Source organism: Agromyces terreus (assembly GCF_009749465.1).
Lineage (GTDB): Bacteria > Actinomycetota > Actinomycetes > Actinomycetales > Microbacteriaceae > Agromyces > Agromyces terreus.
In genome coordinates, this window is sequence record NZ_WBIS01000016.1 from 1 (window position 1) to 25,547 (window position 25,547).

General features: G+C 71.7%; 20 protein-coding genes. 5 read left to right on the forward strand and 15 right to left on the reverse strand.

The genetic code is table 11. The features are described from left to right. Nucleotides 1–209 precede the first annotated feature (209 nt). From GQQ92_RS15925 to GQQ92_RS15975, 11 genes are all read right to left on the reverse strand, one after another. A complete protein-coding gene (locus GQQ92_RS15925) occupies nt 210–1,688 on the reverse strand; it encodes a malate:quinone oxidoreductase (RefSeq protein ID WP_157000291.1) in 1,479 nt (492 codons plus the stop codon). A gap of 113 nt (nt 1,689–1,801) precedes the next feature. After that, nucleotides 1,802–2,803 (reverse strand): N-acetylglucosamine kinase, encoded by a 1,002-nt coding sequence (locus tag GQQ92_RS15930; protein WP_197738304.1) that lies wholly within the window; start codon nt 2,801–2,803, stop codon nt 1,802–1,804. Further along, nucleotides 2,800–4,056, reverse strand: coding sequence for a 6-phospho-beta-glucosidase (locus GQQ92_RS15935; protein ID WP_157000293.1), 1,257 nt, complete (start codon nt 4,054–4,056; stop codon nt 2,800–2,802). Before GQQ92_RS15935 ends, GQQ92_RS15930 begins: the two co-directional genes overlap by 4 nt. Nucleotides 4,057–4,211: 155 nt before the next feature. Further along, nucleotides 4,212–5,369 (reverse strand): ROK family transcriptional regulator, encoded by a 1,158-nt coding sequence (locus GQQ92_RS15940; RefSeq protein ID WP_157000294.1) that lies wholly within the window; start codon nt 5,367–5,369, stop codon nt 4,212–4,214. A gap of 80 nt (nt 5,370–5,449) precedes the next feature. Continuing rightward, complete coding sequence (locus GQQ92_RS15945) at nt 5,450–6,283, reverse strand: ABC transporter ATP-binding protein (RefSeq protein WP_157000295.1); 834 nt, start codon at nt 6,281–6,283, stop codon at nt 5,450–5,452. Beyond that, nucleotides 6,280–7,158, reverse strand: coding sequence for an ABC transporter ATP-binding protein (locus tag GQQ92_RS15950; RefSeq protein WP_157000296.1), 879 nt, complete (start codon nt 7,156–7,158; stop codon nt 6,280–6,282). Before GQQ92_RS15950 ends, GQQ92_RS15945 begins: the two co-directional genes overlap by 4 nt. Then, nucleotides 7,155–8,192, reverse strand: coding sequence for an ABC transporter permease (locus GQQ92_RS15955; RefSeq protein WP_157000297.1), 1,038 nt, complete (start codon nt 8,190–8,192; stop codon nt 7,155–7,157). Before GQQ92_RS15955 ends, GQQ92_RS15950 begins: the two co-directional genes overlap by 4 nt. Continuing rightward, the gene (locus GQQ92_RS15960; protein WP_157000298.1) at nt 8,185–9,180 is read right to left on the reverse strand and encodes an ABC transporter permease; all 996 of its coding nucleotides are present in this window, start codon (nt 9,178–9,180) and stop codon (nt 8,185–8,187) included. Before GQQ92_RS15960 ends, GQQ92_RS15955 begins: the two co-directional genes overlap by 8 nt. Before the next feature lie 46 nt (nt 9,181–9,226). Then, nucleotides 9,227–10,906 (reverse strand): ABC transporter substrate-binding protein, encoded by a 1,680-nt coding sequence (locus GQQ92_RS15965; protein ID WP_157000299.1) that lies wholly within the window; start codon nt 10,904–10,906, stop codon nt 9,227–9,229. 263 nt (nt 10,907–11,169) lie between these two features. After that, on the reverse strand, nt 11,170–11,787 hold the full coding sequence (locus tag GQQ92_RS15970; protein WP_232057759.1) for a bifunctional 4-hydroxy-2-oxoglutarate aldolase/2-dehydro-3-deoxy-phosphogluconate aldolase: 618 nt from the start codon (nt 11,785–11,787) through the stop codon (nt 11,170–11,172). Continuing rightward, complete coding sequence (locus tag GQQ92_RS15975) at nt 11,784–12,704, reverse strand: sugar kinase (protein ID WP_232057760.1); 921 nt, start codon at nt 12,702–12,704, stop codon at nt 11,784–11,786. The genes GQQ92_RS15970 and GQQ92_RS15975 overlap by 4 nt, the downstream gene beginning before the upstream one ends. An 81-nt stretch (nt 12,705–12,785) precedes the next feature. On the opposite strand from GQQ92_RS15975, the gene GQQ92_RS15980 reads away from it, so the two are divergent. The 4 genes from GQQ92_RS15980 to GQQ92_RS15995 are packed head-to-tail and all read left to right on the forward strand — an operon-like array spanning nt 12,786 to nt 16,981. Continuing rightward, nucleotides 12,786–14,114 carry an alanine racemase gene (locus GQQ92_RS15980; protein ID WP_157000300.1) on the forward strand — a complete coding sequence of 443 codons (1,329 nt, stop codon included), beginning with the start codon at nt 12,786–12,788 and terminating at the stop codon, nt 14,112–14,114. After that, nucleotides 14,114–15,805: an N-acyl-D-amino-acid deacylase family protein gene (locus tag GQQ92_RS15985; protein WP_157000301.1), complete on the forward strand. Its 1,692-nt coding sequence runs from the start codon at nt 14,114–14,116 to the stop codon at nt 15,803–15,805. The genes GQQ92_RS15980 and GQQ92_RS15985 overlap by 1 nt, the downstream gene beginning before the upstream one ends. 1 nt (nt 15,806) lies before the next feature. Beyond that, nucleotides 15,807–16,538 carry an IclR family transcriptional regulator gene (locus tag GQQ92_RS15990; protein WP_157000302.1) on the forward strand — a complete coding sequence of 244 codons (732 nt, stop codon included), beginning with the start codon at nt 15,807–15,809 and terminating at the stop codon, nt 16,536–16,538. A 59-nt stretch (nt 16,539–16,597) separates the two neighbouring features. Further along, the gene (locus GQQ92_RS15995) at nt 16,598–16,981 is read left to right on the forward strand and encodes a RidA family protein (protein ID WP_157000303.1); all 384 of its coding nucleotides are present in this window, start codon (nt 16,598–16,600) and stop codon (nt 16,979–16,981) included. Between the two features lie 231 nt (nt 16,982–17,212). Here GQQ92_RS15995 and GQQ92_RS16000 read toward each other — a convergent pair whose 3' ends face one another. Next, entirely contained in the window at nt 17,213–19,603 is a 2,391-nt protein-coding gene (locus GQQ92_RS16000; RefSeq protein ID WP_232057761.1) for a glycosyltransferase family 2 protein, read from the reverse strand. A 112-nt stretch (nt 19,604–19,715) separates the two neighbouring features. On the opposite strand from GQQ92_RS16000, the gene GQQ92_RS16005 reads away from it, so the two are divergent. Beyond that, complete coding sequence (locus GQQ92_RS16005) at nt 19,716–21,257, forward strand: chitinase (RefSeq protein WP_157000304.1); 1,542 nt, start codon at nt 19,716–19,718, stop codon at nt 21,255–21,257. Nucleotides 21,258–21,278: 21 nt separating this feature from the next. On the opposite strand, the gene GQQ92_RS16010 is transcribed toward GQQ92_RS16005, so the two are convergent. The 3 genes from GQQ92_RS16010 to GQQ92_RS16020 form a co-directional block, all read right to left on the reverse strand. Beyond that, entirely contained in the window at nt 21,279–23,603 is a 2,325-nt protein-coding gene (locus tag GQQ92_RS16010; RefSeq protein ID WP_157000305.1) for an EAL domain-containing protein, read from the reverse strand. Between the two features lie 52 nt (nt 23,604–23,655). After that, a complete protein-coding gene (locus GQQ92_RS16015; RefSeq protein ID WP_157000306.1) occupies nt 23,656–24,414 on the reverse strand; it encodes an SDR family NAD(P)-dependent oxidoreductase in 759 nt (252 codons plus the stop codon). After that, nucleotides 24,404–25,547 (reverse strand): ATP-NAD kinase family protein (locus GQQ92_RS16020; protein WP_197738305.1); only part of this gene is annotated, 1,144 nt, incomplete at its 5' end. The genes GQQ92_RS16015 and GQQ92_RS16020, both read right to left, overlap by 11 nt.

Sequence of the window (25,547 nt, forward strand, 5' to 3'; positions counted from 1 at the left end):
GCGTGTCGTGCGTCGCCGCGCGCGCGGGCGTGTCGGGCATCGCCGCGCGCGGGCGGGTCGGGCGTCCCCGCGCGCGCGTCGGGCGTCGCCGCGCGCGCGGGAATCCCGTTGTCGCGTACGAGTCCCGGAGTTGCGGGATTCCCGCGCTCGAACGGGATTCCGCCGTCATGTGAGCAGCGCGAGCGGCGCGCGCGTGAGCCGCGCGCGGGTCAGGCGGTGAGCTGCAGCGCCTCGGCGGTGGCAGCGGTGGATGCCGCGGCCACGGCCGGGTCGCTCGAGAGCTGGGTGCCGTAGCCCGGGATCATCTCGCGGAGCTGCGGCTCCCACTCGGCCATCCGGTCGGGGAAGCAGCGGGCGAGCACGTCGAGCATGATCGGCGCGGCCGTCGAGGCTCCGGGCGAGGCGCCGAGGAGTCCGGCGATGGTGCCGTCGGCGCCCGTGATGACCTCGGTGCCGAACTGCAGCACGCCGCCCTTCTCGGGGTCCTTCTTCATGACCTGCACGCGCTGGCCGGCCGTGATGAGCTCCCAGTCCTCGGTCTTCGCCGTGGGCATGAACTCGCGCAGCACCTGCATCTTCTTCTCGCGGTTCGCCATGAGCTCGCCCACGAGGTACTTCACGAGGTCGAAGTTCTTCAGGCCGACCTGGATCATCGGGCCGAGGTTGTGCAGGCGGATCGAGAACGGCAGGTCGAACCAGGTGCTCGTCTTCAGGAACTTGGGCGTGAAGCCCGCGTACGGGCCGAAGAGCAGGGCCGTCTCGCCGTCGACGACGCGGGTGTCGAGGTGCGGCACCGACATGGGCGGGGCGCCGACGGCGGCTTTGCCGTAGACCTTCGCCTGGTGCTGGGCGACGAGCTTGGGGTTCGTGGTGCGCAGGAACTGGCCCGAGATCGGGAAGCCGCCGAAGCCCTTGATCTCGGGAATGCCCGAGTGCTGGAGCAGCGCGAGCGCGCCGCCGCCGGCGCCGACGAACACGAACCTCGCGTTCACGGTCTTGGGGGTGCCGCCCACGAGGTGCTTGAGGCGCAGCCGCCAGGTGCCGTCCTTCTGCCGCTTGAGCCGGGTGACCTGGTGGTTGGTCTGGATCGACGCCCCGCGGTTCTGGATGTCGGTGAGGAGGTACTTGGTGAGCGCGCCGAAGTCGACGTCGGTGCCCGCGACGATGCGGGTGGCCGCGACCTTCTGCTTGGGGTTGCGCTTCTTGGCGAGCAACGGGGTCCACTCCGCGATGCGCTCGAGGTCTTCGGTGTACTCGAGGTCGGGGAACAGCGGCTGGCCCTCGAGCGCGGCGACGCGCTTCTTCAGGTACTCGATGTTGGCCTTGCCGCGCACGAAGGTCATGTGCGGGGTCGAGTTGATGAAGTTGTGCGGCTCGGGCAGCGCGCCGATCGAGACCAGGTGCGCCCAGTACTGGCGGCTGATCTGGAACTGCTCGTTGATCGAGACGGCCTTCGCGGCGCTGACCGTGCCGTCGGGGTTCTCGGGCATGTAGTTCAGCTCGCAGAGGGCGGCGTGGCCGGTGCCCGCGTTGTTCCACGCGTTCGAGGACTCCTGCGCGACCTCGCCGAGGCGTTCGTAGACGCGGATCGACCAGTCGGGCTGAAGCCGGGAGATGAGGGACCCGAGCGTGGCGCTCATGATGCCCCCGCCGATGAGCACGACGTCGACGGTTTCCTCTGAATTCACGGATTCCAGTGTATGCGCCGCGAACGGGCCCTCGGACCACGTCCGTTCGACGTCGAGACAGGCGCCCCCGCCCCGGGAGCCCGAACGGCCGCGAGCCCCACGCGCGCGGCCGTTCAGCCCCCGACCGGCACCGACGCGCTCGTTGCGGCCGCGACCTCGTCGCGGGCCAGCAGCAGGGCGTCGGGTCCGGCTCCCCCGGCCTCGAGCGCGAGCAGCGCCGCACCGATGATCGGCGCGCTCGCGAAGAACTCGAGGGTCGCCGCGTGCGCGATCGAGGCAAGCCCCGTCTCGATGCGCGCCAGCATGCGGGGGTCTCCCGATCGCACGATGCCGCCGCCCAACACGATCGGCACCGCACGGTCGAGGAGGTCGAGTCGGGTGAGGCAGGCCCGCGCGAACGCGAGGATCTCGTCGGCCTGCCGGTCGACGAGCGCCCCGGCGACGGCGTCGCCCGCGCCGGCGGCCTCGAAGACGACGGGGGCGAGCCTGGACAGCTCGGCCATCGGCCGCCGCCGGAAGTGCAGGTCCTCGATGAGCTCCGACAGCGAGGCCGCCCCGAGATGCCCGGGGATCGCTGCGGTGAGGGCGGTGGGCGCGCCGCGCCCGTCGAGGTCGCGGGCCGCGAACCACAGCGCCTGCTCGCCGAGCCCGTAGCCGCCGCCCCAGTCGCCCGAGATGCCGCCGAGCGACGGGAAACGCGCCGTCGCGCCATCCGCTCGCCGACCGACCGCGTTCACCCCCGTGCCGCAGACGACGGCGACCGCGTCGGCGGCATCCGTTCCGGCTCGGAGCAGGGCGAACAGGTCGTTCTCGACCACGGCGGACGCCGACGCCCACGACAGCCAGCCGATGGCCTCGCGGAAGCGCTCGATCTCGATCGGGAGGTCGAGGCCCGAGAGGTAGAGGTCGATCTGCACGACCTCGCGCCCGGCCGCGACCTCGGTCACGAGCTCGTCGATGACGGCGACGGATGCCGTGAGCCCCTCGAGCTGCGGACTCGAACCGCCGGCCCGACGATGCGCGACGACTCGGCCGTCGAGGGTCAGCGCGACGGCGTCGGTCTTGGAGCCGCCGCCGTCGACCGCGACGACCACCGCGTCGCGCGCGGGGCTCACGCCCACTCCAGGAACGGCGCGTTCGAGGCGAGGAGCAGATCGGTGAGGCGCTCGGCCCGGTCGTGCTGCAGGACGAGCGGATGCGCCCGCATCGCACGGAGCACGCGATCGCGTCCGCCGTGCACGGCCGCGTCGAGTGCGAGGCGCTCGTACCCGGTGACCGCCGCGACGAGCCCGCGGACGTCGTCGGGCAGCGGCTCGACGGGTTCGGCGTGGAACCGGCCGTCGCGGAACACCGCGGGCACCTCGACCACGTGATCGTCGGGCAGGAACGGCAGCACGCCGTCGTTGCGCAGGTTCACCACCCGCGGGCGCCCCGCGTCGTCGCGCATCGCGGCGAGCAGCTCGATCGCCGCCTCGGAGTAGAACGCCCCGCCCCGCGACTCGAGCGCCGCGGGCTTGACCCGCTGCGACGGGTCGGCGTAGAGCTCGAGCAGTTCGTGCTCGACCGCGCGCACGGCCTCGGCCCTGGTCGGCGAATCCAGCTGCTCGCGCAGCACCTCGTCGTGCTCGTAGAAGTAGCGCAGGTAGTACGAGGGCAGCGCGCCGAGCTGCGCGACGAGCTCGGGGGCGAGGTGCACGTCGGCGGCGACCTCGGCCAGCCGGTCGCGCAGCAGGTTCGGCAGTTCGTCTCGGCCGTCGACCAGCACGCTGCGCTCCCAGGTGAGGTGATTCAGGCCGACGTGCCCGAGCTGCACGCGATCGTGCTCGACGTCGAAGAGCTGCGCGAACCGCCGCTGGAACCCGATCGCGACGTTGCAGAGCCCGACGGCGCGGTGCCCGTCCTCGAGGAGCGCGCGCGTGACGATGCCCACCGGGTTCGTGAAGTCGACGAGCCAGGCGTCGGGCCTGGCGTGCTCGCGCACGGCCTCGGCGATGCGCAGCACCACCGGCACCGTTCGCAGCGCCTTGGCGAATCCGCCCGGCCCGGTGGTCTCCTGACCGATGCATCCGACCTCGTGCGGCCACGTCTCGTCGGCGTGCCTGGCATCCTGACCGCCGACCCGCAACTGGATCAGCACCGCGTCGGCGTCGGCGACGCCGGCGACGAGGTCGTGCGTCATGGTCACCCGGCCCGGGTGGCCGGCGTGCGCGAACATGCGCTGCGACATGCCGCCGACGAGCGCGAGTCGCTCCTCGTCGGGGTCGACGAGCACGACCTCGTCGATCGGCAGCATGGCGTGCAGCCGAGCGAATCCGTCGATGAGTTCGGGCGTGTAGGTCGAGCCGCCGCCCACGATGGCGAGCTTCATGCGTCCTCCTGAGTTCGATGATCCGGTGTGCGGTGGCCGGGCGGGCCTGATGGTCGGTGGAGCGGGCGAGCGGATGCCGCGGCGCGAGCGCGCGCCGAACGCCGCCCTGGTGGGCGTGAGCGGAGAGGTCGCGGGCGCCGCGGCGCCCGACGGGATCAGGCGGCCGGGGTGATGCGGGCCTCGAGCAGGTCTCGGATGCGCTCGACGAGCAGACGGCGCGCCCCGAGCAGCACCGGCTGCGCCCCCGTGGCGCTCGGGAGCACCACGAGATCGGGGTGCGACTGGCGGTCGATGCGGGCGGCCACGCGCCCGGCGAGCGCCGCGCCGCCCGTCGAGCCGGTCGGGCCGCCGAGCACGACCAGTTCGGGGTCGATGATCGCGAGCACGGCCTCGAGCGCGATCGAGACCCGGTCGGCGACCGCGTCGAGCGCGGCCTCGTCGTCGGGCAGGCGGTGCAGCACGTCGCCCAGACGCTGCCCGGGCTCGGCCCCGAGCAGCCTCGCGACGACGCGCCCGCCGATCACGCCGGTCAGGTTGACCGCGTCGGGCTCGATGTCGCCCGCACTGCGCGGAACGGAGAGGTATCCGACCTCGCCGGCGCCGCCGGCGGCACCGCGGTGCACGGAGCCGTGGAAGTCGAGCGCCATGCCGAGGCCCTGTCCGATCCAGAACAGCACCGACGTCGCGGCATCCGCCGACGCTCCGGACGCGCGCTCGACCATGGCCGCGAGGTTCACGTCGTTCTCGAGCGCGACGGTGAGGCCGAGCCGCTGCTCGATCTGCTCGCGCGCACCCGTGGCCGGCCAGCCCGGCAGCGTGTCGGTCAGCGAGAGGGTGTCGCCGACCGCGTTGACCGCCGCCTGCACGCCGACGACGACGTTGCTCACGGTCGCCACGTCGACGCCGGATGCCTCGCAGGCGGCCTCGACGGCACGGCGAACGTCGGACTCGGGGGTGCGTTCGCCGTCGCCGCAGGGGATCTCGGCGATCGGATGCTCGGCGTCGGTCGCGTCGACGACGACCGCGTGGATCGCGTCGGCGAGCATGCTGATCGCGACGCCGGTGATGCGGTCGTCGCGCACCCCGTAGCTGACCGCGTTCGGGCCCCGCCCGGCCGAGACCTCGCCGACCGGACGGATGAGGTCGACGCGCTCGAGACGCGTGAGCATCTGCGCCGCCGTCGGCTTCGACAGCCCCGAGAGCGCGCCGAGCTGGGCCCGCGTCAGCGGGCCGTGCTCGAGCAGCAGCCGGAACGCGGTGCGGTCGTTGTGCGCCCGCAGCCAGGTGGGGGTGCCGGGGTCGATCTGGCTCATGCCCACTCCTCTCTGCTGCACCTGCAGCGCTCGCACGGTCTCGTCCATGTCGTCTCGGCCATCGTGTGCCCGACCATCGGTCAGCCCGCGCTGCGGACCTCGTCGCGCAGCGCGCCGAGCCGCTCTGGGTCGGCGGCGGCCTCGAGCAGTCGCTTCGTGTAGTCGTGCTGAGGATCGAGGATCACGGCGTCGGCCGGCCCCCGTTCGACGATCTCGCCACGGTACATCACGAGGATCTCGTCGGAGAAGTGCCTCGCGGTGGCGAGGTCGTGCGTGATGTAGAGCACGCCGAGCCGCTCCTCGCGCTGGAGCGCGGCGAGCAGGTTGAGCACGCCGAGCCGGATCGAGACGTCGAGCATCGAGACGGGTTCGTCGGCCACGATGAAGCGCGCACCGGGCGCGAGGGCGCGCGCGATGGCGACACGCTGCCGCTGGCCGCCCGAGAGCTCGTGGGGGCGCCGCTCGGCGAACTGCGTCGCCGGCGTGAGGCGGACGCGCTCGAGCAGCGACAGCACGCGGTCGCGCACCTCGGCGCGCGAGAGCTCGGGGTGGTGGATGCGGATCGGACGCTCGAGGTGGTGCTCGATCGAGTGGAACGGGTTCAGCGAGGCGAAGGGATCCTGGAACACCATCTGCACGTCGCCCCGGTACGCGGCGAGCGCGCGCCCGCGGGTGCCGCTCGGGGACCCGTCGAGCAGGATGTCCCCGCTCGTGGGCGTCTCGAGCTTCGCGATCATGCGGGCGATCGTGGACTTGCCGCTGCCGCTCTCGCCGACGAGGGCGATGGTCCTGCCCGCCTCGAGGGTGAACGAGACGTCCTTCACGGCCTGCAGGGTGGAGAACTTCAGGCCGTTGCGCAGCCGGAACTCCTTGACGAGGTTGCGGGCCTCGAGGCTCGCGGTGGGCTGGTTCATACGGCCTCCGTGCTCGTCGTCAGGGCGGATGCCACGGGCATGGCGCCCGTGCGGATGAAGTCGCCGCGATCGCCGCGCAGGCTCGGGAAGGACTCGAGCAGCTTCTTCGTGTAGTCGTGCCGGGCGTTGCGGTAGATGTCGTCGGCGGTGCCGAGCTCGACGATCTCGCCGCGCAGCATGACCGCGATGCGGTCGCTGATCTCGATGAGCAGCGGCAGGTCGTGGGTGATGAAGATCACCGCGAACCCGAGACGCTCGCGCAGGCGCATGATCTCGCGGATGATGCCGCGCTGAACGACGACGTCGAGCGCGGTGGTCGGCTCGTCCATGATCATGACCTGCGGGTCGAGCGCGAGCGCCATCGCGATCATCATGCGCTGGCGCATGCCGCCCGAGAGCTCGTGCGGGAAGCTCGTGAGCCGGTCGGGGTCGACGCCGACGAGTTCGAGCAGCTCGCGGCTGCGTTCGAGCCGCTCGCGCCTGCGCATCTTCGGCCGGTGCGTGCGGAACACGTCGTCGAGCTGCTCCTTGACGCTGAGCACCGGGTTGAGCGAGTTCATCGCGCCCTGGAACACCATCGAGACCTTGTCCCAGCGGAAGGCGCGGAGGTGCTCGCCGTCGAGGCCGACGACGTCGATGTCGTGGCCGTCGCGGTCGTGGAACACGACCTCGCCCGAGCTCATCATGGCCGGCGGCTTCAGCAGCCGGTTGAGCCCGTAGGCGAGGGTCGACTTGCCGCAGCCGGACTCGCCGGCCAGCCCGAGGATCTCGCCGCGGTGCAGGGTGAGCGAGACGTTCTTCACCGCCTCGACGGGCGGATCGACGAGGTACTCGATCGAGACGTCGGTTGCGGTCAGCACGGGTTCGGCGCTCATGCGATGCTCCCCTCGACGGCGACGCCGCGGCCCTCGCGGGCGGCCTTGCGCACGCGGCGCGTGTACTCCGGCGCGATGCGGAGCTTCGGGTTGATGATCTCGTCGATGCTGAAGTTGATGAGCGAGAGCCCGGCGCCGAGCAGCGCGATCATGAGGCCCGGCGGCACGAACCACCACCAGGCGCCCGTGCCGATGGCCTGACCGGTCTGCGCGTCGTTGAGCATGGTTCCCCAGGTGATCGAGCCGGTGGGTCCGAGGCCGAGGTAGGACAGTCCCGCCTCGCCGAGGATCGCGAAGATGATGGCGAACAGGAACTGCGCGGTCAGCAGGGGCAGCAGGTTCGGGAGGATCTCGACGAGGATGACGCGGTGCGCCCGCTCGCCGGCGACCCGGGACGCCGCCACGTACTCGCGGGCCCGCAGCGACCTGGACTGCGCCCGCAACACGACCGCCGGCCCCGCCCACGCGGTGATGCCGAGCACGATGGCCACGAGCAGCCAGCTGCGGCCGGGCACGTAGGTCGCGATGACCATGACGAGCGGGAGGCCGGGGATGACGAGCATGATGTTCGTCACGAGCGAGAGGATCTCGTCGGACCAGTTGCCGAGGTATCCGGCGAGCACGCCGAACAGCACCGAGAGCACGAGGGCGATGCTGCCGGCGACGATGCCGATGAGCAGCGAGCCGCGCGTGCCCTGCGCGAGCTGGGCGAAGACGTCGTAGCCGAGCTTGGTGGTGCCGAGCCAGTGGTCGGCGCTCGGGGGCTGCAGCGAGGGGTTGCCGCTGAACGTGGGGCTCTGGGTGAAGAACGGGGCGATGATGCCGAAGAGGGTGATGCCGACGACGAGCACGAGGCCGGAGGCCAGCTTCAGGGTCAGCTTCGGCATGCGGCGACGGATGCCTCGCTTCGCCGCCTCGGCCTCGGCGCGACCGGTGTCGGGAACGGCGCTCGTGATGCCGATGGGCGCTGCGAACGTGTCGGCTGGCGTGCGGTCGACGACGGCCTCGTCGACGGCGGTGTGCGGCTCAGGCATTGTGACGTGCTCTCGGGTCGATGAATCCGTAGACGAGGTCCATGAGGAAGTTGGCGGCCAGCACGGTGATGGTGATCACGAGGAACACGCCCTGCATGAGCGCGTAGTCGTTGTTCTGCACCGCCTGGAACATGAGCTTGCCGACACCCGGGTAGGTGAAGACCTGCTCCATGACGATCGAGCCGGCCACGACGAAGCCGAGCGTGATCGAGAAGCCGGCGATCGACGGGATCGCCGCGTTGCGCGAGGCGTAGGCCCGGAGGATGCGGCCCGGCCGCAGCCCCTTCGCCTCGGCCGTGATGATGTAGTCCTCGCTGAGGGTCGCGACCATCATGTTGCGCATGCCGAACAGCCAGCCGCCGACCGAGCTCAGCACGATCGTGATCGCGGGCAGGATGCCGTGGTAGATCGCGTCGCTCAGGAAGGCCAGCGTCGGCTCGGGGCCGCTCGGGAAGGCGAACACGTCGTATCCGCCGAAGATCGGGAACCAGCGCAGGTTGACGGCGAACACCGCGACGAGGATGAGGGCGAGCCAGAAGTACGGGATGGACTGGAGCACCGTGGTGCCGGGCACGAGGTGGTCGACCCACGTGCCGCGCCGCCAGCCGACCCATGCGCCGATGCCGATGCCGAGCACGAACGCGATGACCGTCGAGAGGCCGACGAGCACGAGCGTCCAGGGCAGGGCGTTGGCGATGAGCTCGGTCACCGGGGTCGGATACTTCGTGACGGAGATGCCGAGATCTCCGTGAAGCAACCGACCCCAGTAGCCGAGGTACTGCTCCCAGAGGGGGACGTCGCTGCCCGAACCCAGGATGAGCCGAATGTTGCGGATGGTGGTCTCGGAGACCTCGCCGGCACGCTGCATCTTCGCGATGAGGATTTCGGCGGGGTCTCCGGGCATCAGCCGCGGGAGGAGGAAGTTGAGCGAGATCGTCGCCCACAGGGTCACGAGGTAGATCGTGATCCGTCGTGCGTAGAACTTCATCGGGTGTGCTCTTCTTCGGGCTCGGTACCGGGTTCGGGCAGGACGGCTACTTCGCGGGCGTCAGGTTCGCGAGGATGACGCCTGCGGCCGACGCGCCCCATGCGGGCGGGAAGGCGTAGAGGTCGTCCTCGGTCGGCCAGCCGGTGTAGTCCTTCGAGTTGGTGAAGGTCTGCGTGGCGTTGATGACGAGCGGGATGTAGGGAAGGTCGCGCACGATCTCGGTCTGGATCGTGGCGTACGCCGCCTGCTTGGCCGCTTCGTCGTTCGTGGCCGCGGCCGCCGCCACCGCGTCGTTGACGACGGGGTTGTCGTAGCGGCTGAAGTTCCACGTGCCCGGGAGGAGCTGCTCGCCGACCTTGATCGTCGACTTGCCGTCGAACCAGTCGTTGTAGATCTGGTACGGGTCGGCGACCGAGGTGCCGATGACACCGCCCATGATCAGCTCGTACTGACCGGTCTGGCGGGCGTCGGAGAACTCCTGCCACTGCACCGTCGAGGCGTTGACCTTGATGCCGGCCTCGGCCGCCTGCTCGGCGATGAGCTTCGCGGCGTCGTTGTAGTCGGTCCAGCCGTCGACCGAGATGAGGTCGAGCTCGATGGGCGCGCCGTCCTTGCCGTAGAAGCCGTCGGAGCCCTTCGTGTAGCCGGCGGCCTCGAGGATCGAACCGGCCTCGGCGGCGTTCGGCGACTGCGGGCTGATCGCGTTCGCCGGGTCGGCGAGCCACTTCTCGTCGCGCGGGAGGAGCGCGAAGGTCGGCGAGATGTCGCCGGTGAGGCCCACGAACGCCTTCTCCTTGATGGTCGCGCGGTCGATGGCCACGTTCAGGGCCTGGCGCACCGCGACATCTGTCTGCTCGCCGACGCAGCCGAGGGCGGCGTTCGCGCAGGTGTAGAGCACGGTCGGGTCCTGCGGGGTGTTGATCGTCGAGATGATGCCGTTGGCGGTGACGTCGTCGGGGTTCGGGATGAACATGCCCGTCCAGTCGAGCTCGCCCGCGCTCAGCAGGTCTTGCGCGGACTGGTTGGCGTCGAGGCCGATGTACTGCACCTTCTTGACGGCGGGCTTGCCCTCTTCGCGGTAGTTCTCGTTCGCGACGACGGTGTAGGAGGCCTCGGTGACCGAGTCGACCACGTAGGGCCCGGTGCCGACGGGGTTCTCGTCGGTGAACGTCGCGAAGTCCTCGACCTGGCTCCAGACGTGCTCGGGCAGGATCCAGGTGGAACCGAGGATCGCGAACTCGCGCGTGAACTGGGGGCTGTCGAAGGTGAGCACGACGGTGGTGTCGTCGGTGGCCTCGGCGCTGACGAGGCCCTTGTCGGCGTAGCCGTTCGCCTCGTACTCGAAGGTGAACACGACGTCGTCGGCCGTGAAGGCCTCGCCGTCGCTCCACTTCACGCCGTCCTTCAGCTTGACGGTGAGGACGGTGCCGTCCTCGTTGAACTCGAACGAGTCGCCGATGAGGCCGGTGGGCGCCTCGTCGGCCGTCTTGTTGAAGAAGAAGAGGGTCTCGTAGATCGGGCCGAGCGCCGCGTGCAGCACGGTCGGCGCGAACGGGTTGAAGTTCGCGGTGATCGGGGTCTGGCTGCCGGCCCACACGCGCAGGGCGGCCGAGCTGTCACCCGACCCGCCGTCGTCTGACGAGGGCGCGCAGCCCGTGAAGGCGAGGGCGAGGGCTGCCGCGCCGGCAGCCAGCGCGAGGGCCGTCGAACGCTTCGTTCGGTTCATCGTTGCGTCGTTCCTTTCAATGCTTCGTTGCGTGGAAGGTGCAAGTGACGCCGCTGTGATGCAGGATCTGTCCGGCGTAACCGTAAAGGAACCTAACAGAAAACAAGATAACCGGAAAGAGTCTTTTCTATTTATTTCGGATGCCTCGCCGGGGGCCCTCCATGGGCCGCGCGGAGACGGGCCCGCGGGCATGCGAACGAGCCCCGAACACCCTGATCAGCAGGATGTTCGGGGCTCGTCGGGCTGTGGCGGCCCCGGCGGCGTCAGCCGAGCAGCGCGGCGAGCGCCGGCAGCTGCTCGGGGTCTTCGAGCGCCGAACCGACGGCGACGGTGCGCACGCCCGCGTCGAGGAACTCGCGCGCGTTCGAGGCATCCATGCCCCCCGTGGCCACGAAGCGCGCCCCGGGGAACGGGCCCGCCATGGCGCGGAACCAGGACGTGCCGATGACCGAGGCGGGGAACGCCTTCATCCACGTGAGCCCGAGCGACATCGCGGCCTGCACCTCGGTGGCCGTCGCGACGCCCGGCAGCGGCGGCAGGCCCGCGGCGACCGACGCGCGCACCACGTCGGCGTCGAATCCGGGGCTCACGACGAAGGAGGCGCCCGCGGATGCCGCGAGCAGGACGTCGTGCATCGACAGGACGGTTCCGGCCCCGACGAGACGCCCCTCGGCACGGCCGGCCTCGGCGACCGCGGCGAGCGCCTCGACGTCCTCGTCGGTCTGGATGGGGAGCTCGACGATGTCGATGCCGAGCTCCCACGCCCGGCGGGCGAGCTCGAGGCTGCGCTGCTCGCCGAGCCCGCGGAAGATCGCCATGAGCGGGCGCCCGGCGAAGATGCGGTCGAACTCGTCGTTGGCGACGGCGGGGGTGTTGGTCACGGAGTGCCTCTCGGGAAGTCTGCGGTGTCGGCGATGGTGAGCACGGCGCGGGCGTGCCCGGCTCGGAGACGTTCGGCGGCCGGTGCGCCGGCGAGCAGGGCGTGCAGGTACCCCGCGGCGAAGGCGTCGCCGGCGCCGACGAGCTCGACGGCTCGTGCGACGAGGGCGGGTTCGTGCACGACGGCGTCGGCGGCCGGTGCATCGGCGCCCCGGTCGCGCTCGAACGCGGTCGCGCCCACGGCGCCGTCCTTCACCACGAGCGTGCCCGGTCGGGGCAGGAGCGCGCGCACCTCGTCGGGCGAGGCGGTGCCCCAGAGGCCCTCGGCCTCGTCGAGCCCGACGAACACGAGGTCGGCACGGCTCGCGAGGGCGAGCAGGCGCCGGCTCGCGGCATCCGTCGACGGCCAGAGCGCCGCCCGGTGGTTGACGTCGAAGCTCACGGGCACGCCGGCCACGGCCGCGCGGTCGAAGAGGGCGTCGACGAGCGCGTCGCACGACGCCGAGAGCGCGGGGGTGATGCCCGTCAGGTGCAGCAGCCGGACCCCGGTGAGCGGCAGCGATGCCGCGAAGCCGGCGTCGAGGCGCGACGCCGCGGAGCCGGCGCGGTAGTACTGCACGCCGTGCCCCGGATCTTTCACGTACAGGCCGGTGGGCGCCCCCGGGTCGCGGCGCACGAGACCCGTGTCGACGCCTCTCGCCGCGAGCTGGGCGACGAGTCGGCGGCCGAGCGCGTCGTCGCCGACGGCCCCCGCCCACGCGGCCGGCGTGCCGAGGGCGGCGAGGTGCGCCGCGACGTTGGACTCGGCGCCGCCCGGGTCGAGGTGGAACGCCGTCGCGGACTCCAGCGGCTCGGCGATCGAGGGCGCGACGAGCACCATCGTCTCGCCGACGGTGAGCACTTCTGCAGTCGTGGGCACGACCCCTATGCTGAACGGTGTGCAGATGCAGCGCAAGCCGGTTGCAGCATACGCAACACCCTGCCAGTAAGGAGCCGACGGATGCCGCCACGGATCGACGACCTCGCCCACGAGGTGCTCTCACCGGGCGACACCGGCCTGCCCGAGCGGGCCGCGGGCCTGACCGTCGCCGAGTTCCTCGAGACCTCGCCCCGCCTCGGCGAGTTCTGGACGCCGCTCACCGTGCTCGACGCCGACGCGATGCGCCGCAACGCCGCGACCATCCAGGCGTGGGCCGCATCGAAGGGCATGGAGCTCATGCCGCACGGCAAGACCACGATGGCGCCCGCCCTCTGGAACCTGCAGCTCGAGATGGGCGCGACCGGCCTCACGCTCGCCACGCCGGGGCAGGTGCGCACCGCGCGCTCGTTCGGCGTCTCGAGCATCATGCTCGCCAACGCACTCGTCGCACCGAGCGCCCTCGCCTTCATCGCCGGCGAGCTCGCCGACCCCGACCTCTCGTTCCGCTGCTGGGTCGACGGGGTCGGCACGGTCGAGGCCATGGAGCGCGGGCTCGCCGAGGCCCTCGGAGCCGAGACCGCGCTCCCCCGCCCCATCGACGTGCTCGTCGAGCTCGGCGCGCCCGGCGGCCGCACGGGCGCGCGAACGCTCGCGGAGGCCCTCGAGCTCGCCGAGCGCGTCGCCGGCTCCCCCGTGCTGCGGCTCGTGGGCGTCGCCGGCTACGAGGGCAGCCTCGGCCACGACCGGTCGCCCGCCGCCCTCGCCGCCGTGCGCGCCTACCTCGCCGACCTCGTCGCGCTCCGCGACCTCCTGCTCGACCGTGGCCTGCTCACGCCGGGCGGCATCGCCGCCGACGACGTCATCGTGAGCGCCGGCGGCAGCGCCTACCTCGACCTCGTCGCCGAGGCCTTCGCCCCCGCGATCGCAGCGGATGCCTCGGCCGGGCGCCGCACGCGGTGGATCCTCCGCTCTGGCGCGTCGCTCGTGCACGACCACGGCTTCTACCGCGGCATCTCGCCTCTCGACGATCTGCTCGTGCCCGCCATGCGCGGCTACGCGCGCGTCGTGTCGCACCCCGAGCCCGGCCTGGCGCTCCTCGACGGCGGCAAGCGCGACCTCCCCTACGACGAGGGCCTGCCCGTGCCGCTCGGCATCGCCCCGACGCTCACCGGCGCCGCCACCGGCGACGGCGCGCGCCGGCTGCCCGAGGCATCCGTCACCGCCCTCAACGACCAGCACTCGTTCCTGCGCGCCGACGACCCCGCCGCGTCGCTGCCCGTCGCGGTGGGCGAGGTCGTCGCCCTCGGCCTGTCGCACCCCTGCACCGCGTTCGACAAGCGTCGATGGCTGCCCGTCGTCGAGCACGCCGGCAGCGACCTCGTCGTCGACCTCGTTCGCACGTTCTTCTGATGGGCGACGCCGTGCGCATCATCCGCGACGTCGTGCCCGTCGACGGCGACGGGGCCGAGGCGGCGCGCGTCGACGTCGTGCTCCGCGGCGAGCGCATCGACCGCATCGAACCGGTCGGCACCACGCCCGACGCCGCGCACGTGATCGACGGCGGCGGCCGGCTGCTGCTGCCCGGCTTCGTCGACGCCCATGCGCACGCCGACGGCCGCATCTTCGACGCCGGCGTGCAGCTCGCCCTGCTCCGCCAGGGCGTGACCACGGTCATCGGCGGCCAGGACGGCGTGTCCTACGCCCCCGGCGACGGCGCCTACGCGAGCGAGTACTTCGCGGCGATCAACGGGCCGCATCCGGGCTACGACGGCGGCGGCATCCGCTCGCTCCTCGCCTCCTACGACGGCACCGCACCGCTGAACCAAGGCCTGCTCGTGCCCGCCGGAACCGTGCGCGACCTCGTCTGCGGACGATCGACGGATGCCGCGGGGCCCGCCGAGCTCGAGGCGATGCTCGCCCTCGTCGCCGACGGCCTCGCCGAGGGCGCCCTCGGCCTCTCGACCGGGCTCGACTACGTGCCCGGCGTCTTCGCGACCACCGAGGAGCTCGCGCGCCTGACCGAACCCGTCGCGGCCGCCGGCGGCGTGTACGTGTCGCACATGCGCGGCGGCTACGAGGCGAACTCCGCCGCGGGCATCGCCGAGATCGAGGCGATCGCGCGGCACTCGGGGGTCGCCGTGCACGTGTCGCACTTCCACGCCGAGCCGCACATCGTGCACGAGCAGCTGCGCCGGCTCGAGGCATCCGGCGTCGACGCGTTCTTCGACGCGTACCCGTACACGCGCGGCTGCTCGATCCTCGCGATGCCCGTGCTGCCCGCCTGGCTCACCGTGCGGCCCACGGCCGAGGTGCTCGCCGTGATCACCGACCCCGACGGCCGCCGCCGGCTGCTCGAGGAGTGGTTCCCGACCATCGTCGACTACCCGAGCCTCGGCCCCGACTGGCCCGAGATGCTCACGCTCGCGCACATCGCCGCGCCCGAGCTCGCCTGGGCGCACGGCCTCACGATCGGCGCCGCGGCGGCCCGCGCCGGCACCGGCCCCGCCGAGTTCGCGCTCGACGTGCTCGCCGCCTCGCGCCTCGAGGTCAACGTCGTGATGGCCGTGCGATACGACCGCGACGACGCCGACCTCGCCGCGATCCTCGCGCACCCCCGCGCCATCGGCGGCTCCGACGGCATCTTCATCGGCGCGCACCCGCACCCGCGGGCGCGCGGCTCGTTCGCGCGGTACCTGCGCCTGCTCGTGGTCTCGCGCGCCGATCTCGGCTGGGCCGAGGCCGCGGCGCTCGTCTCGACCCGCGCCGTCGACCGGTTCGGGCTCGGCGACCGCGGCCGCGTGCGCGCCGGAGCCGTCGCCGACCTCGTGCTCGCCGACCCCGCGCGCATCGCCGACCGGGCGACGTACGACGATCCGCTCGCCCTCGCCGAGGGCATCGACGACGTGCTCGTCGCCGGAACCCCCGTGCTCGAGGGCGGGTGCCTCACCGGGGCGACGCCGGGCCGGGGCATCCGACGCTCTCCTTCGAATTCGCTTTTCAGGAAGGGGTATGGGAACGCGGGCCCTTCCGGCGGCGGCACTGCGTCTCGAGGCCCCGCGATCGCACACCCCCTCCTGAAAAGTGAAATGAGAGGGGAGTGACATGTCGCAGTCCGTCACCCGCGCCGCGCGCATCATCGACGTGATCGCCGCCGACCCGCGCACCGTCGTCGAACTCGCCGAGGAGTTCGGCCTGCACCGGTCGACGATGTTCCGCGAGCTGCAGGCCCTCGAAGAGGTCGGCTGGGTGCGCCGGCGCGGCAGCGGCCGCTACGGCCTCGGCACGCGCCTCGCCGCGCTCTCCAAGGAGGCGCTCGACTCGCTCGACCTGCGCGAGGCGGGCGGCGATCAGGTGCGGCGGCTGCAGCGGCGCACCGGCAACACCGTGCACCTCGCCGCGCTCATGGACCGTTCGATCGTCTACGTCGACAAGGCCGAAGACGAGTCCGGCGTGCGCATGTACTCGCGCATCGGCAAGGCCGTGCTCCCGTACTGCTCCGCCGTCGGCAAGGCGATCCTCGCCGGGCTCGACGAACCGCGCCGTGACGCCGTGCTCGACGGCATCACCTGGGAGCGCTTCACCGACCTCACCATCACCACCCGCGAACGCCTCGACCGCGAGCTCGTGCACGTGCGGGCCCGCGGCTGGGCCACCGACGACCGCGAGTTCGAGCCGTACGTCAACTGCCTCGCCGTGCCGATCGACAGCCCGATGGGCGTCGTCGGCGCGATCTCGGTCTCCGCCGTGCGCGTCGTCGCCGACCTCGACCGGCTGAAGTCGTTCCTGCCCGCACTGCGGGAGGCCGCCGACGCCATCTCGGCCGAGGTCTCCTGACCGCGTCGTCAGCGCATCCGAACCGCACACCCACCGAAACACCACTGGAGGAACAACCCATGTCCAAGACCGCCGTCACGCTCTCGAACGCGCCCAAGCCCGCCGGCCCCTACAGCCACGGCGTCGTCGCGAACGGATTCCTGTACACCGCCGGCTTCGGCCCGCAGGACCCGGCCACCGGCCTCGTCGTCGAGGGCGGCGTCGCCGAGCAGACCCGCCAGGTGCTGCGCAACATCGGCGCCGTCCTCGCCGAGTACGGCCTCGGCTTCGACGACGTCGTGAAGGTCACCGCGCACCTCGAGGACCTCGCCGACTTCGCCGAGTACAACGTCGCGTACGCCGAGTTCTTCACCGAGCCGTACCCCGTGCGCACCACGGTCGGCTCGCGCCTCGCGAACATCCTCGTCGAGATCGACGTGGTCGCGGCGATTCCGCAGGACTGACGCCGGGCGCGCGTCTGCGCCCGAGTGCCCGCGATGTGCGCCCGAGTGCCCGATGTGCGCCCGAGTGCCCGACGTGCGCCCGAGTGCCCGACGTGCGCCCGAGTGCCCGACGTGCGCTCGAGTGCCCGATGTGCGCGGGAGTGCCGATCGTGCCGCGCACGAACGGCACTCCCGCGCACATCGGGCACTCCCGCGGCATCCGGAATCGCGCCGGCGCCGACACGCGGCCGCTCAGTTCCGGCTCGCGCCCGCCCGGCGGCGACGGTCGTTGTCGCGCTTGAGATCCCGGTTCAGGCGTCGATCGCCGTGGTACAGGATGCCCTCCCAGTCGACGGGCTTCGGCGCGGACTCGGACGCCGGGCCCGCGGCATCCGTCGCCGGTGCCGAACCGGCCGGCACCGAGGCATCCGCCGCCCTCGCCTTGGACGTCGCCTTCGCGCGGTCGGGCACGTAGAGCCAGTTGAGCATGCCGAGCCAGATGTCGACGAACGAGTTGCGGATGCCGATGTACGCGCGGATCGCGTAGAACGCGAGCACCGCGTTGAACGCCGCGAACGCCGCGTTGCCCCAGTTCTGCGCGAGCACGTCGCGCCACAGCGTGAGCAGCGAGAACGCCACGATGAGGTATGGGATGATCACGTAGATCGCGGGCGCGGCCGTGCGGTCCTTGACCTTCGGCGTGCGCACGAACGGGATCTTCTCGCCCGTGAGCGCCTGCTGCATCGACTTCAGCACCCCCGCGAGGTTCACCGGCAGCAGCACCAGGTTGAACCCGTAGATGCGGAAGATGTCGGAGAAGCGGTGGCCGCAGTAGCGCAGATCGCTGCCCATCGCGATGAAGTACGGCAGCGCCGCGAGGAAGACGACCGGCGAGAGCAGGCGGCTGTCGTACGGGTAGGCGAGCAGGAACAGCAGGCCGAAGCTCGCCCACGCGATCGAGGCCATGTAGTTCGTGCGCAGCCACATCTCGCGCACCAGGATGCGTTCGCGGCGGAACCGGCGGTCGCGGGCCTGCTTCCACAGCTTCGGCATGATGAGCAGGCCGCCGTTCGCCCAGCGGCGACGCTGCACCACGAGCGAGCCGAAGTCGGGCGGCGTCGCCGAGTAGCTGAGGCGCTCGGGGTAGTTCATGAGGGTCCAGCCGTGGGCGCCGAGGTCGATGCTGGACTCGGTGTCCTCGATGACGGTGCGGTCCTGGATGTAGGTGGCGATCTCAAAGCCGCCGACCGTCTCGATCTCGACGATGTCCTCGATCGCGCGCTTGCGGATCACGGCGTTCGCGCCCACCCAGAACGTGGCGCCGTAGTAGCTCATGCCCTGGTGCAGGATGTGCTGCAGGTCGGTCGTCGCGCCCGCGATGCGCTCGATGCGCGTCGGGGCCCCGCGGAACGACGAGTACGGCGTCTGCGTGACCGCGACGCGCTCGTTGCCCGGCTCCTCGAGGAAGTACACGAGCCGCACGCAGTAGTCGCGCAGCAGCAGCGAGTCCGCGTCGAGGGTGAGCAGGTACGTCGTGTCGGGCACGTACAGGTCGGCGAGCGCGGGGTCCTCGACGCGTCGGAGGAGCGTGCCCCCGGCCGACTCCTCGGCGCGCCAGCCGTGGCCCATGAGCGAGATGTACGCGTTGAGGTTCATGGCCTTGTTGGCCTCGTGCGAGAGCGAGGCGTAGCGCTTGCGCTGGAAGCTCGACGCCTTCACCGTGAAGATGCGCTCGAGGCGCAGGTGCAGCTCGAGCATGCGGTCGGCGTCGGGCAGCGCCGACTGGTCGATCGCGGCGCGCAGGGCGAGCAGGCTCAGCCGCAGTTCGGAGGCCAGCCCCATGAGCACCTGGTCGATGAAGAACTCGTCGACATGGTCGACCATCGGCTCGTCTTCGGCCATGGTCTCGAGCCAGATCGCGGCGGCCTCGTAGTCGTCGGCGAGCCGGGCCAGGTGCGCGGGGGTCACGGGCGATGCGGATGCGGCGGGGTTCGCCTCAGAACCCCGGGCCGGGTCTTCAGCCGAGCGGATCTCGCGCTCGAACGCCGCCCGTGCCTCCGTGAAACGGGCGGCCGGTCCCCGGAGCGCGTCTTCGATCTCGCCGGGCAGGGCGAGCGTGGCCTCGAGTCGCGCGCGGTCCTCCTCGGACTTCGGCGCCACCGGGTCGTCGACGAGCAACACCACGCGCAGGTCGGCGTACTCCTGCAACGCGGCCGACCAGAGCGTGCCGCGCACGACCCCCGGCTCCTCGGCGTACGAGGGCACGAGCACCGTGATGCCCCCGGAGTGCTCGCGGAAGTGGCGGTCGATCTCGGCACGCGGCACCCGCCGGTGGTCGCGGAACCGGTAGAGGGCGCCCTGCCGCGCAAGCAGGTACATCGTCGCCGAGAAGGTCAGGAACGTGACGACCACGAGGTATCCGATCGCCTCCATCGTGAACCGGAACCCGCCGGGCGCCTCGATGAACTCGCGGATGATCGTCGTGACGACGTACGTGATCCAGAAGACGACGGTGAGCAGGATCGCGATGCGGCCCCACGCGATCTTCGCCACGCTCGGTCGGGCATGCACGATCGACATCGGCTCCGAGCGGCGCTCGGCCCCCCACTGGCGTCTGCGTGCGCGCGGCTGTTCGTCGGTCATGCGGCCCCCCGTAACCGTTGCGAAAGCAACGTCTGTAGGATACGACAGGGGGCTCGAGCATGGTGCGAACGGCTGCCCGCTGCCGTTCAGCATTCCCAACACTGCGAGGGCCATGTCGAAACGATTCCCCGGGCGCCATGTCTCGCCGCTCCGGCTCACCGTGCTCATCGTCGTGATCGGCGGCCTCGTGTTCGCCGGATTCCAGGGCTGGCGCTGGTTCGCCGACAACCAGGGCGAGCAGCGTTCGCCGTGGTTCGCCGCGTACGTGGATGTCACGGCCACGCCCTTCTACGCGTTCGAGCAGCCGCGCGGCGAAGCCGACCGCGACGTCGTGCTGTCCTTCATCGTCGCCGACCCCGCCGACCCGTGCGCGCCCTCATGGGGCGGCGCCTACTCGCTCGACGATGCCGAGGCCACGCTCGACCTCGACCGTCGCATCGCCCGCGTGCACAAGCAGGGCGGCGAGGTGCTCGTGTCGTTCGGCGGGCTCCTCAACGACGAGCTCGCGGTCTCATGCGCCGACGGATCCAAGCTCGTCGACGCCTACGCGTCCGTGCTCGACCGCTACGACCTCGCGGCGATCGACCTCGACATCGAGGGCGACGCCCTCACGAACACGGCCTCCATCGAGCGGCGTGCCGACGCGATCGCCGAGCTCCAGCAGACGCGGGCCGAGGCCGGCACCCCCGTCGACGTCTGGCTCACTTTGCCGGTGACGCCCGACGGGCTGACCCCCGACGGCACCGACTTCGTCGCGAGCATGCTCTCGGCGGGCGTCGACGTCGCCGGCCTCAACATCATGACCATGGACTACGGCTCGAGCAAGCCCGAGCAGCAGTCGATGGGGGATGCCGCCGTCGACGCGCTCGATGCGACGCACCGCCAGCTCGGCATCCTCTACGACCGCAACGACACGCCGCTGACCGACGCGACCCTCTGGAGCAAGCTCGGCGTCACCCCGATGATCGGGCAGAACGACGTCGTCGACGAGGTCTTCACGCTCGAGGACGCGGCGACCGTGAACGCCTTCGTGCTGCAGGAGAACGTCGGGCGCACCTCGATGTGGTCGCTGAACCGCGACGTCACCTGCGGCCCCAACTACTACGACCTCGAACGGGTGTCCGACTCGTGCAGCGGCGTCGACCAGGGCGACCAGACCTTCGCCGGCGTCCTGGGTGAGGGCCTCGACGGGCGCCCGCTCAACGCCGTCGGCGCGACGACCGCACCCGAGTCGCTGCCGCCCGTCACGACCGACGACCCCGCGACCAGTCCGTACCCGATCTGGAACGAGGACACCTCGTACCGCGAGGGCACGAAGGTCGTCTGGCGGCAGAACGTCTACGAGGCGAAGTGGTGGACGAAGGGCGACGTGCCCGACAACCCCGTGCTCCAGGAGTTCGAGACGCCGTGGACCCTCATCGGGCCCGTGCTGCCCGGCGAGACGCCCATCCCGGTGCCCACGGTTCCGCCCGGCACCTACCCCGAGTGGCAGGGCGACACGGTCTACAACCAGGGCGACCGCGTGCTCTTCGACGGCCTGCCGTACGAGGCGAAGTGGTGGACCCAGGGCGACAGCCCGCGGGAGTCGGAGGTCGACCCCGACAGCTCGCCGTGGGCGGCGATCGACGCCGCCGACGTGGTCGTCGCGGAGTGATCGGGCCTCGATCGCGGCGCGTCAGCGGGTGGTGATCGCGGCGTTGCCGAACTCGCGCAGTCGCGCGATCGTCGCCTCGGGCGATGCTGCCCGGCCGAAGAGGAACCCCTGCGCGCTGCGCACCCCGATGGAGGCGAGCACCTCGACCGCCGCCTCCTCCTCGACGCCCTCGACGACGAGCGCGTAGTCGAGGTTGTCGCCGAAGCTCTGCATCGCGCGGACCGCCTCCACCATGCGCACGTCGGTCAGGTCGCTGACGAGGCTGCGGTCCAGCTTCAGGATGTCCATCGGGATGCGCACGAGCGCGTCGACGCTCGAATTGATCGCGCCGTAGTCGTCGAGGGCGATGAGGATGCCGCGGCTGCGCAGTCGATCGGCCTGCGCGCGAAGCTCCTCGCTGACGGCCGCGACCGAGCGCTCGTTGAGTTCGAGGCAGAGCGAGAGCTCGCCGAACTCGGCCGCGATCTCGCCGAAGAACGGGCCGAGCCGTTCGGGCAGCAACTGGCTCGCCTCGATGTTCACCGCGACGCACGCGATGTCGGGGCTGATCGCGCGGAACGCCCGCGTCTGCTCGAGCGCGGTGCGGGTCACGTGGCGCGTGAACTCGTCGAGGAGCCCGAGCCGTTCGACGGCCTCGACGAACTCGGCGGGGGCCAATCCGTCGGCCACGCCCGCCGGCAGGCGCACGAGCGCCTCGAACGCCCAGATGCGCCGGTTGATGAGGCTCACGATCGGCTGGTAGGCCAGCAGGTACGACTGCTCCGCGACGGCGCGGGCGACGACGTCGTTCAGATGCGAGGAGCGATGCTTCGAGACGCCGAGGTTGCCCTTCTTCTTCACTTTGCCCCGCGCCTTCGCGTTGCGCTTCACGGTGAGCATCGTGCGATCGGCGTCGTCGACGAGCCGCGAGACGTCGTCTTCGCGATGCTCGGAGTACGCCAGCCCCACGCTCAACCGCGGGGTCACGCGAACCCCGTCGATCTCGATCGGGCGAGCCGTGTTCTCGATGACCCGCTCCGCGATGAGCTCCGCCTGCTCGAGGGAGGAGAGCTGGGTGAGGATGACCGCGAACTCGTCGCCGCCGACCCGCGCCACGAGGTCGGAGGGCCGCACCGAGTCGACGATGCTGCGCACCACGTGGGTGAGCACCTCGTCGCCGAAGCCGTGCCCGCGCAGGTCGTTGTAGGTCTTGAAGTCGTCGAGGTCGACGTAGAGCACGGCCATCGCGTCGTCGTAGCGGCGCTGGGCGTTCATCGTGGTGAGGGCCTCGTGGAACGTGCGATAGTTCGACAGGCCCGTGAGGCCGTCGGTCCTCGCCCGTCGGCGCAGATCGCGCAGGTCGGCCCGCGACCGCACGACGAGCTGCTGGATGTGCGCGAGCGCCTCCACGATGCGGCGATCGCTCTCGTCGAACGCCTGCACGTTCAGCACGCGACGGGCGACGAGGCGCCGGCTCCCGTCATCCGTCAACGCGACCTCGATGTCGGCGCGGTCGCCGGATGCCTCGCCGACCAGCACCTCGTCGGCGCCGACCGAGTCGCGGACGAGGTCGACGAGCATCGCGTCGACGTCGTCGACGTCGTCCCACGGCAGGCGTACGGCGGCGTCGATGACGATGCGAAGCTGCCTGGCGAGCAGGCGGATGCGGCTCGCCAGCGCCAGCACCACGAAGACGGCGGCCACGACGACCGCGAGCAGCGCGGCGAGCGCGGTGTCGCGACTGATCGAGGTGCCGCCGGCGAACAGGTTCGCGAACAGCAGCAGCACCTCGGACACCCCGGCGATGAGCGCCCACACCACGAGCAGCGCGATCGGCCGCACCGCGGACACCCCGAAGCCGCCGTCGCGGCCCCACCGGCCGCTGCGACGCCCGAACTCGATGAGCAGCAGGGTCGCCATGTACGCCGTCGTCGCGGCCGCGATCGCGAGGATCGGGAACATCTCGGATCGCCGCAGGGCCGCGAACACCGCGACGAACGCGAGCGCCGAGGTAGACCCGAGCCCGGCCGCGTACAGCGCGGACGACAGGCGCCGCAGGATCAGCGCGTAGCAGCCGAACACCCCGACGGCGAACAACCCGGCCAGCGCGAACGGGTCGACGTCGCCCGCGACCAGCACGAGCAGCGCCACCGCGCCGCCGAAACTCGGGATCTCGGCCGTGCGGCCGACCGGGATGCGCAGCACCGCGGCGGCCCCGATCGCCGCGACGTACACGCCCGTGAGCAGGGCGGACGCCGGCGGCAGCTGCACGACGTACCGCACGGCGGCCGCGGCGAGCACGATCGCGACCGCCGAGCCGAGCACGAGGAACACGCGCTCCACCGGGTCGAGCCGAGCGATCCTCATGCCGCCAGTGTATGCACCGGGGTGCCGGATACCGCGGCGAACCGTGGCGGGTTCAGGCGATGCCGCCGCCGTCGACGACGAGCGCCGAACCCGTGACGTAGCTCGATTCGTCGCTCGCGAGCCACACGACGGCCGCCGCGATCTCGCGGGGTTCGCCCATGCGGCGCAGGGGCCGGTCGGCGGCCTCCGCGAGGAACGCGTCCGCGTCCTGCGAGAGCTGGCGGGCCTCGTCGCGGAGCATGCCCGTGTTCACGTCGCCCGGGTTGACCGAGTTCACCCGGATGCCCTGCGGGCCGTGGTCGATCGCGAGCGCCCTGGTCATGTTCACGACCGCGCCCTTCGACGCGCAGTACGAGATCGCCTGCCCGCCGCCCTTGAGCCCCCAGCCCGAGCCGGTGTTCACGATCGAGCCGCCGCCCGCGGCCGCCATGACGGGCACCACGTGCTTGCACATGAGGAAGATCGAGCGCACGTTCACGCCGAACACGCGGTCCCATTCCTCCACGGTGGTCTCGACGGCGGTCGTGCGCCGGATGATGCCCGCGTTGTTGAAGACGACGTCGACGCCGCCCAGTTCGGCGACGACGGTCGACACGACCCGTTCGATGTCGGGCTCGCTCGCGACATCCGCCGCGATCGCGATCGCCGTGCCGCCGGCGGCGCGGATCTCCTCGGCGACGGCCTCGGCCGCCTCGGCGTTCAGGTCGACGACGGCGACGGCGGCGCCCTCCGCGGCGAGCGCGATCGAGGTCGCGCGGCCGATTCCGCCGGCCCCGCCGGTGACGATGGCGTGCTTGTGCTCAAGGCGCATGGCCTTCTCCTTCGATTTCGAGTGGTTCGGATGCGGGTGGTTCGGATGGCGCGTCGGGGGCGCGCACGGGGTAGACGCTCGTCGTGCCCGTGCCGGTGATCACGGTGGCGAAGCCCGCGAGCCGCGTATCGAGCGCGGGGTCGCCCGTGTCGACGAGCAGGGGTCGGCCGCCCAGGTCGATGAGCTTCTGCTCGGGCGCCACGACGATGAGCGGACGCTCGCCGAGGCGGTCGAGCACGCGGGCCGAGAGCTGCTGGTTGCCGCGTCCGAGCAGGAACCCCTGTCCGCCGATGACGGTGACGACCGCCGCGGCTGGCCCCCTCGACACCTCGTCGAGGAGGCCCTGCTCGCTCGCGCCCGCCAGCAGCACGCGCCCGTCGAGCACGACGTCGACCCCGAGCGGGGTCTTCGCCACGCCGAGCTGCCGAGCGACCTCGGACATCGTGCCGCCGGGGCCGAGCAGGTATCGGATGCCGGGACGCATCGCCTGCACCGCCCCACGGGCCGCGGCGACCACTGCCGACTGCTCGCCCGCGGGCGTCGCGGCCTTGCGCGCCTGCGTGCGCCCGGCCCGGAACGGCACCCGCATCATCGCGTGCAGGCGCGGCTCGACGCGGGTACGCCCGAGCTCCGCCTCGTCGATGTCGAGCACCTCCCGTTCCTGCACGGGAAGCCTCGAGGACGAGGCATCCCACGCAGCGGCCAACGCGCCGGCGGCCCGCGGGCTCACGGCGAACACGGGCGAGTACATCTTGACGCCAGCGGGGATGCCGAGGGCTGCGACGGGTTCGTCCGCGAGCCCTGCCGCGACGTCGCGGGCCGTTCCGTCGCCGCCCGCGAACAGCACGAGCGTGGCGCCGGCCGCGACGAGGGCGCGCGCGGCCGCCGTCGTGTCGGCGGATGTCGTGGCGAGCATCGCGCCGGCCTCGGGGGCGCGGGCCTCGTACACGACGCGCGGCTCGAGCCCGGCGGCGAGCACCGCGTGCTCCCCCAGCGGGCCGCCCGCCGTCAACACCACCCGCGAACCGTCGGTCGCACCGTCGACCGCCGCGTCCGCGACGACCTCGAGCGCCCGGCGCGCGCGCTCCGCGGCCCGCGGTCGTGCGCCCAGGTCGGCGGCGCGCCGCTGCACG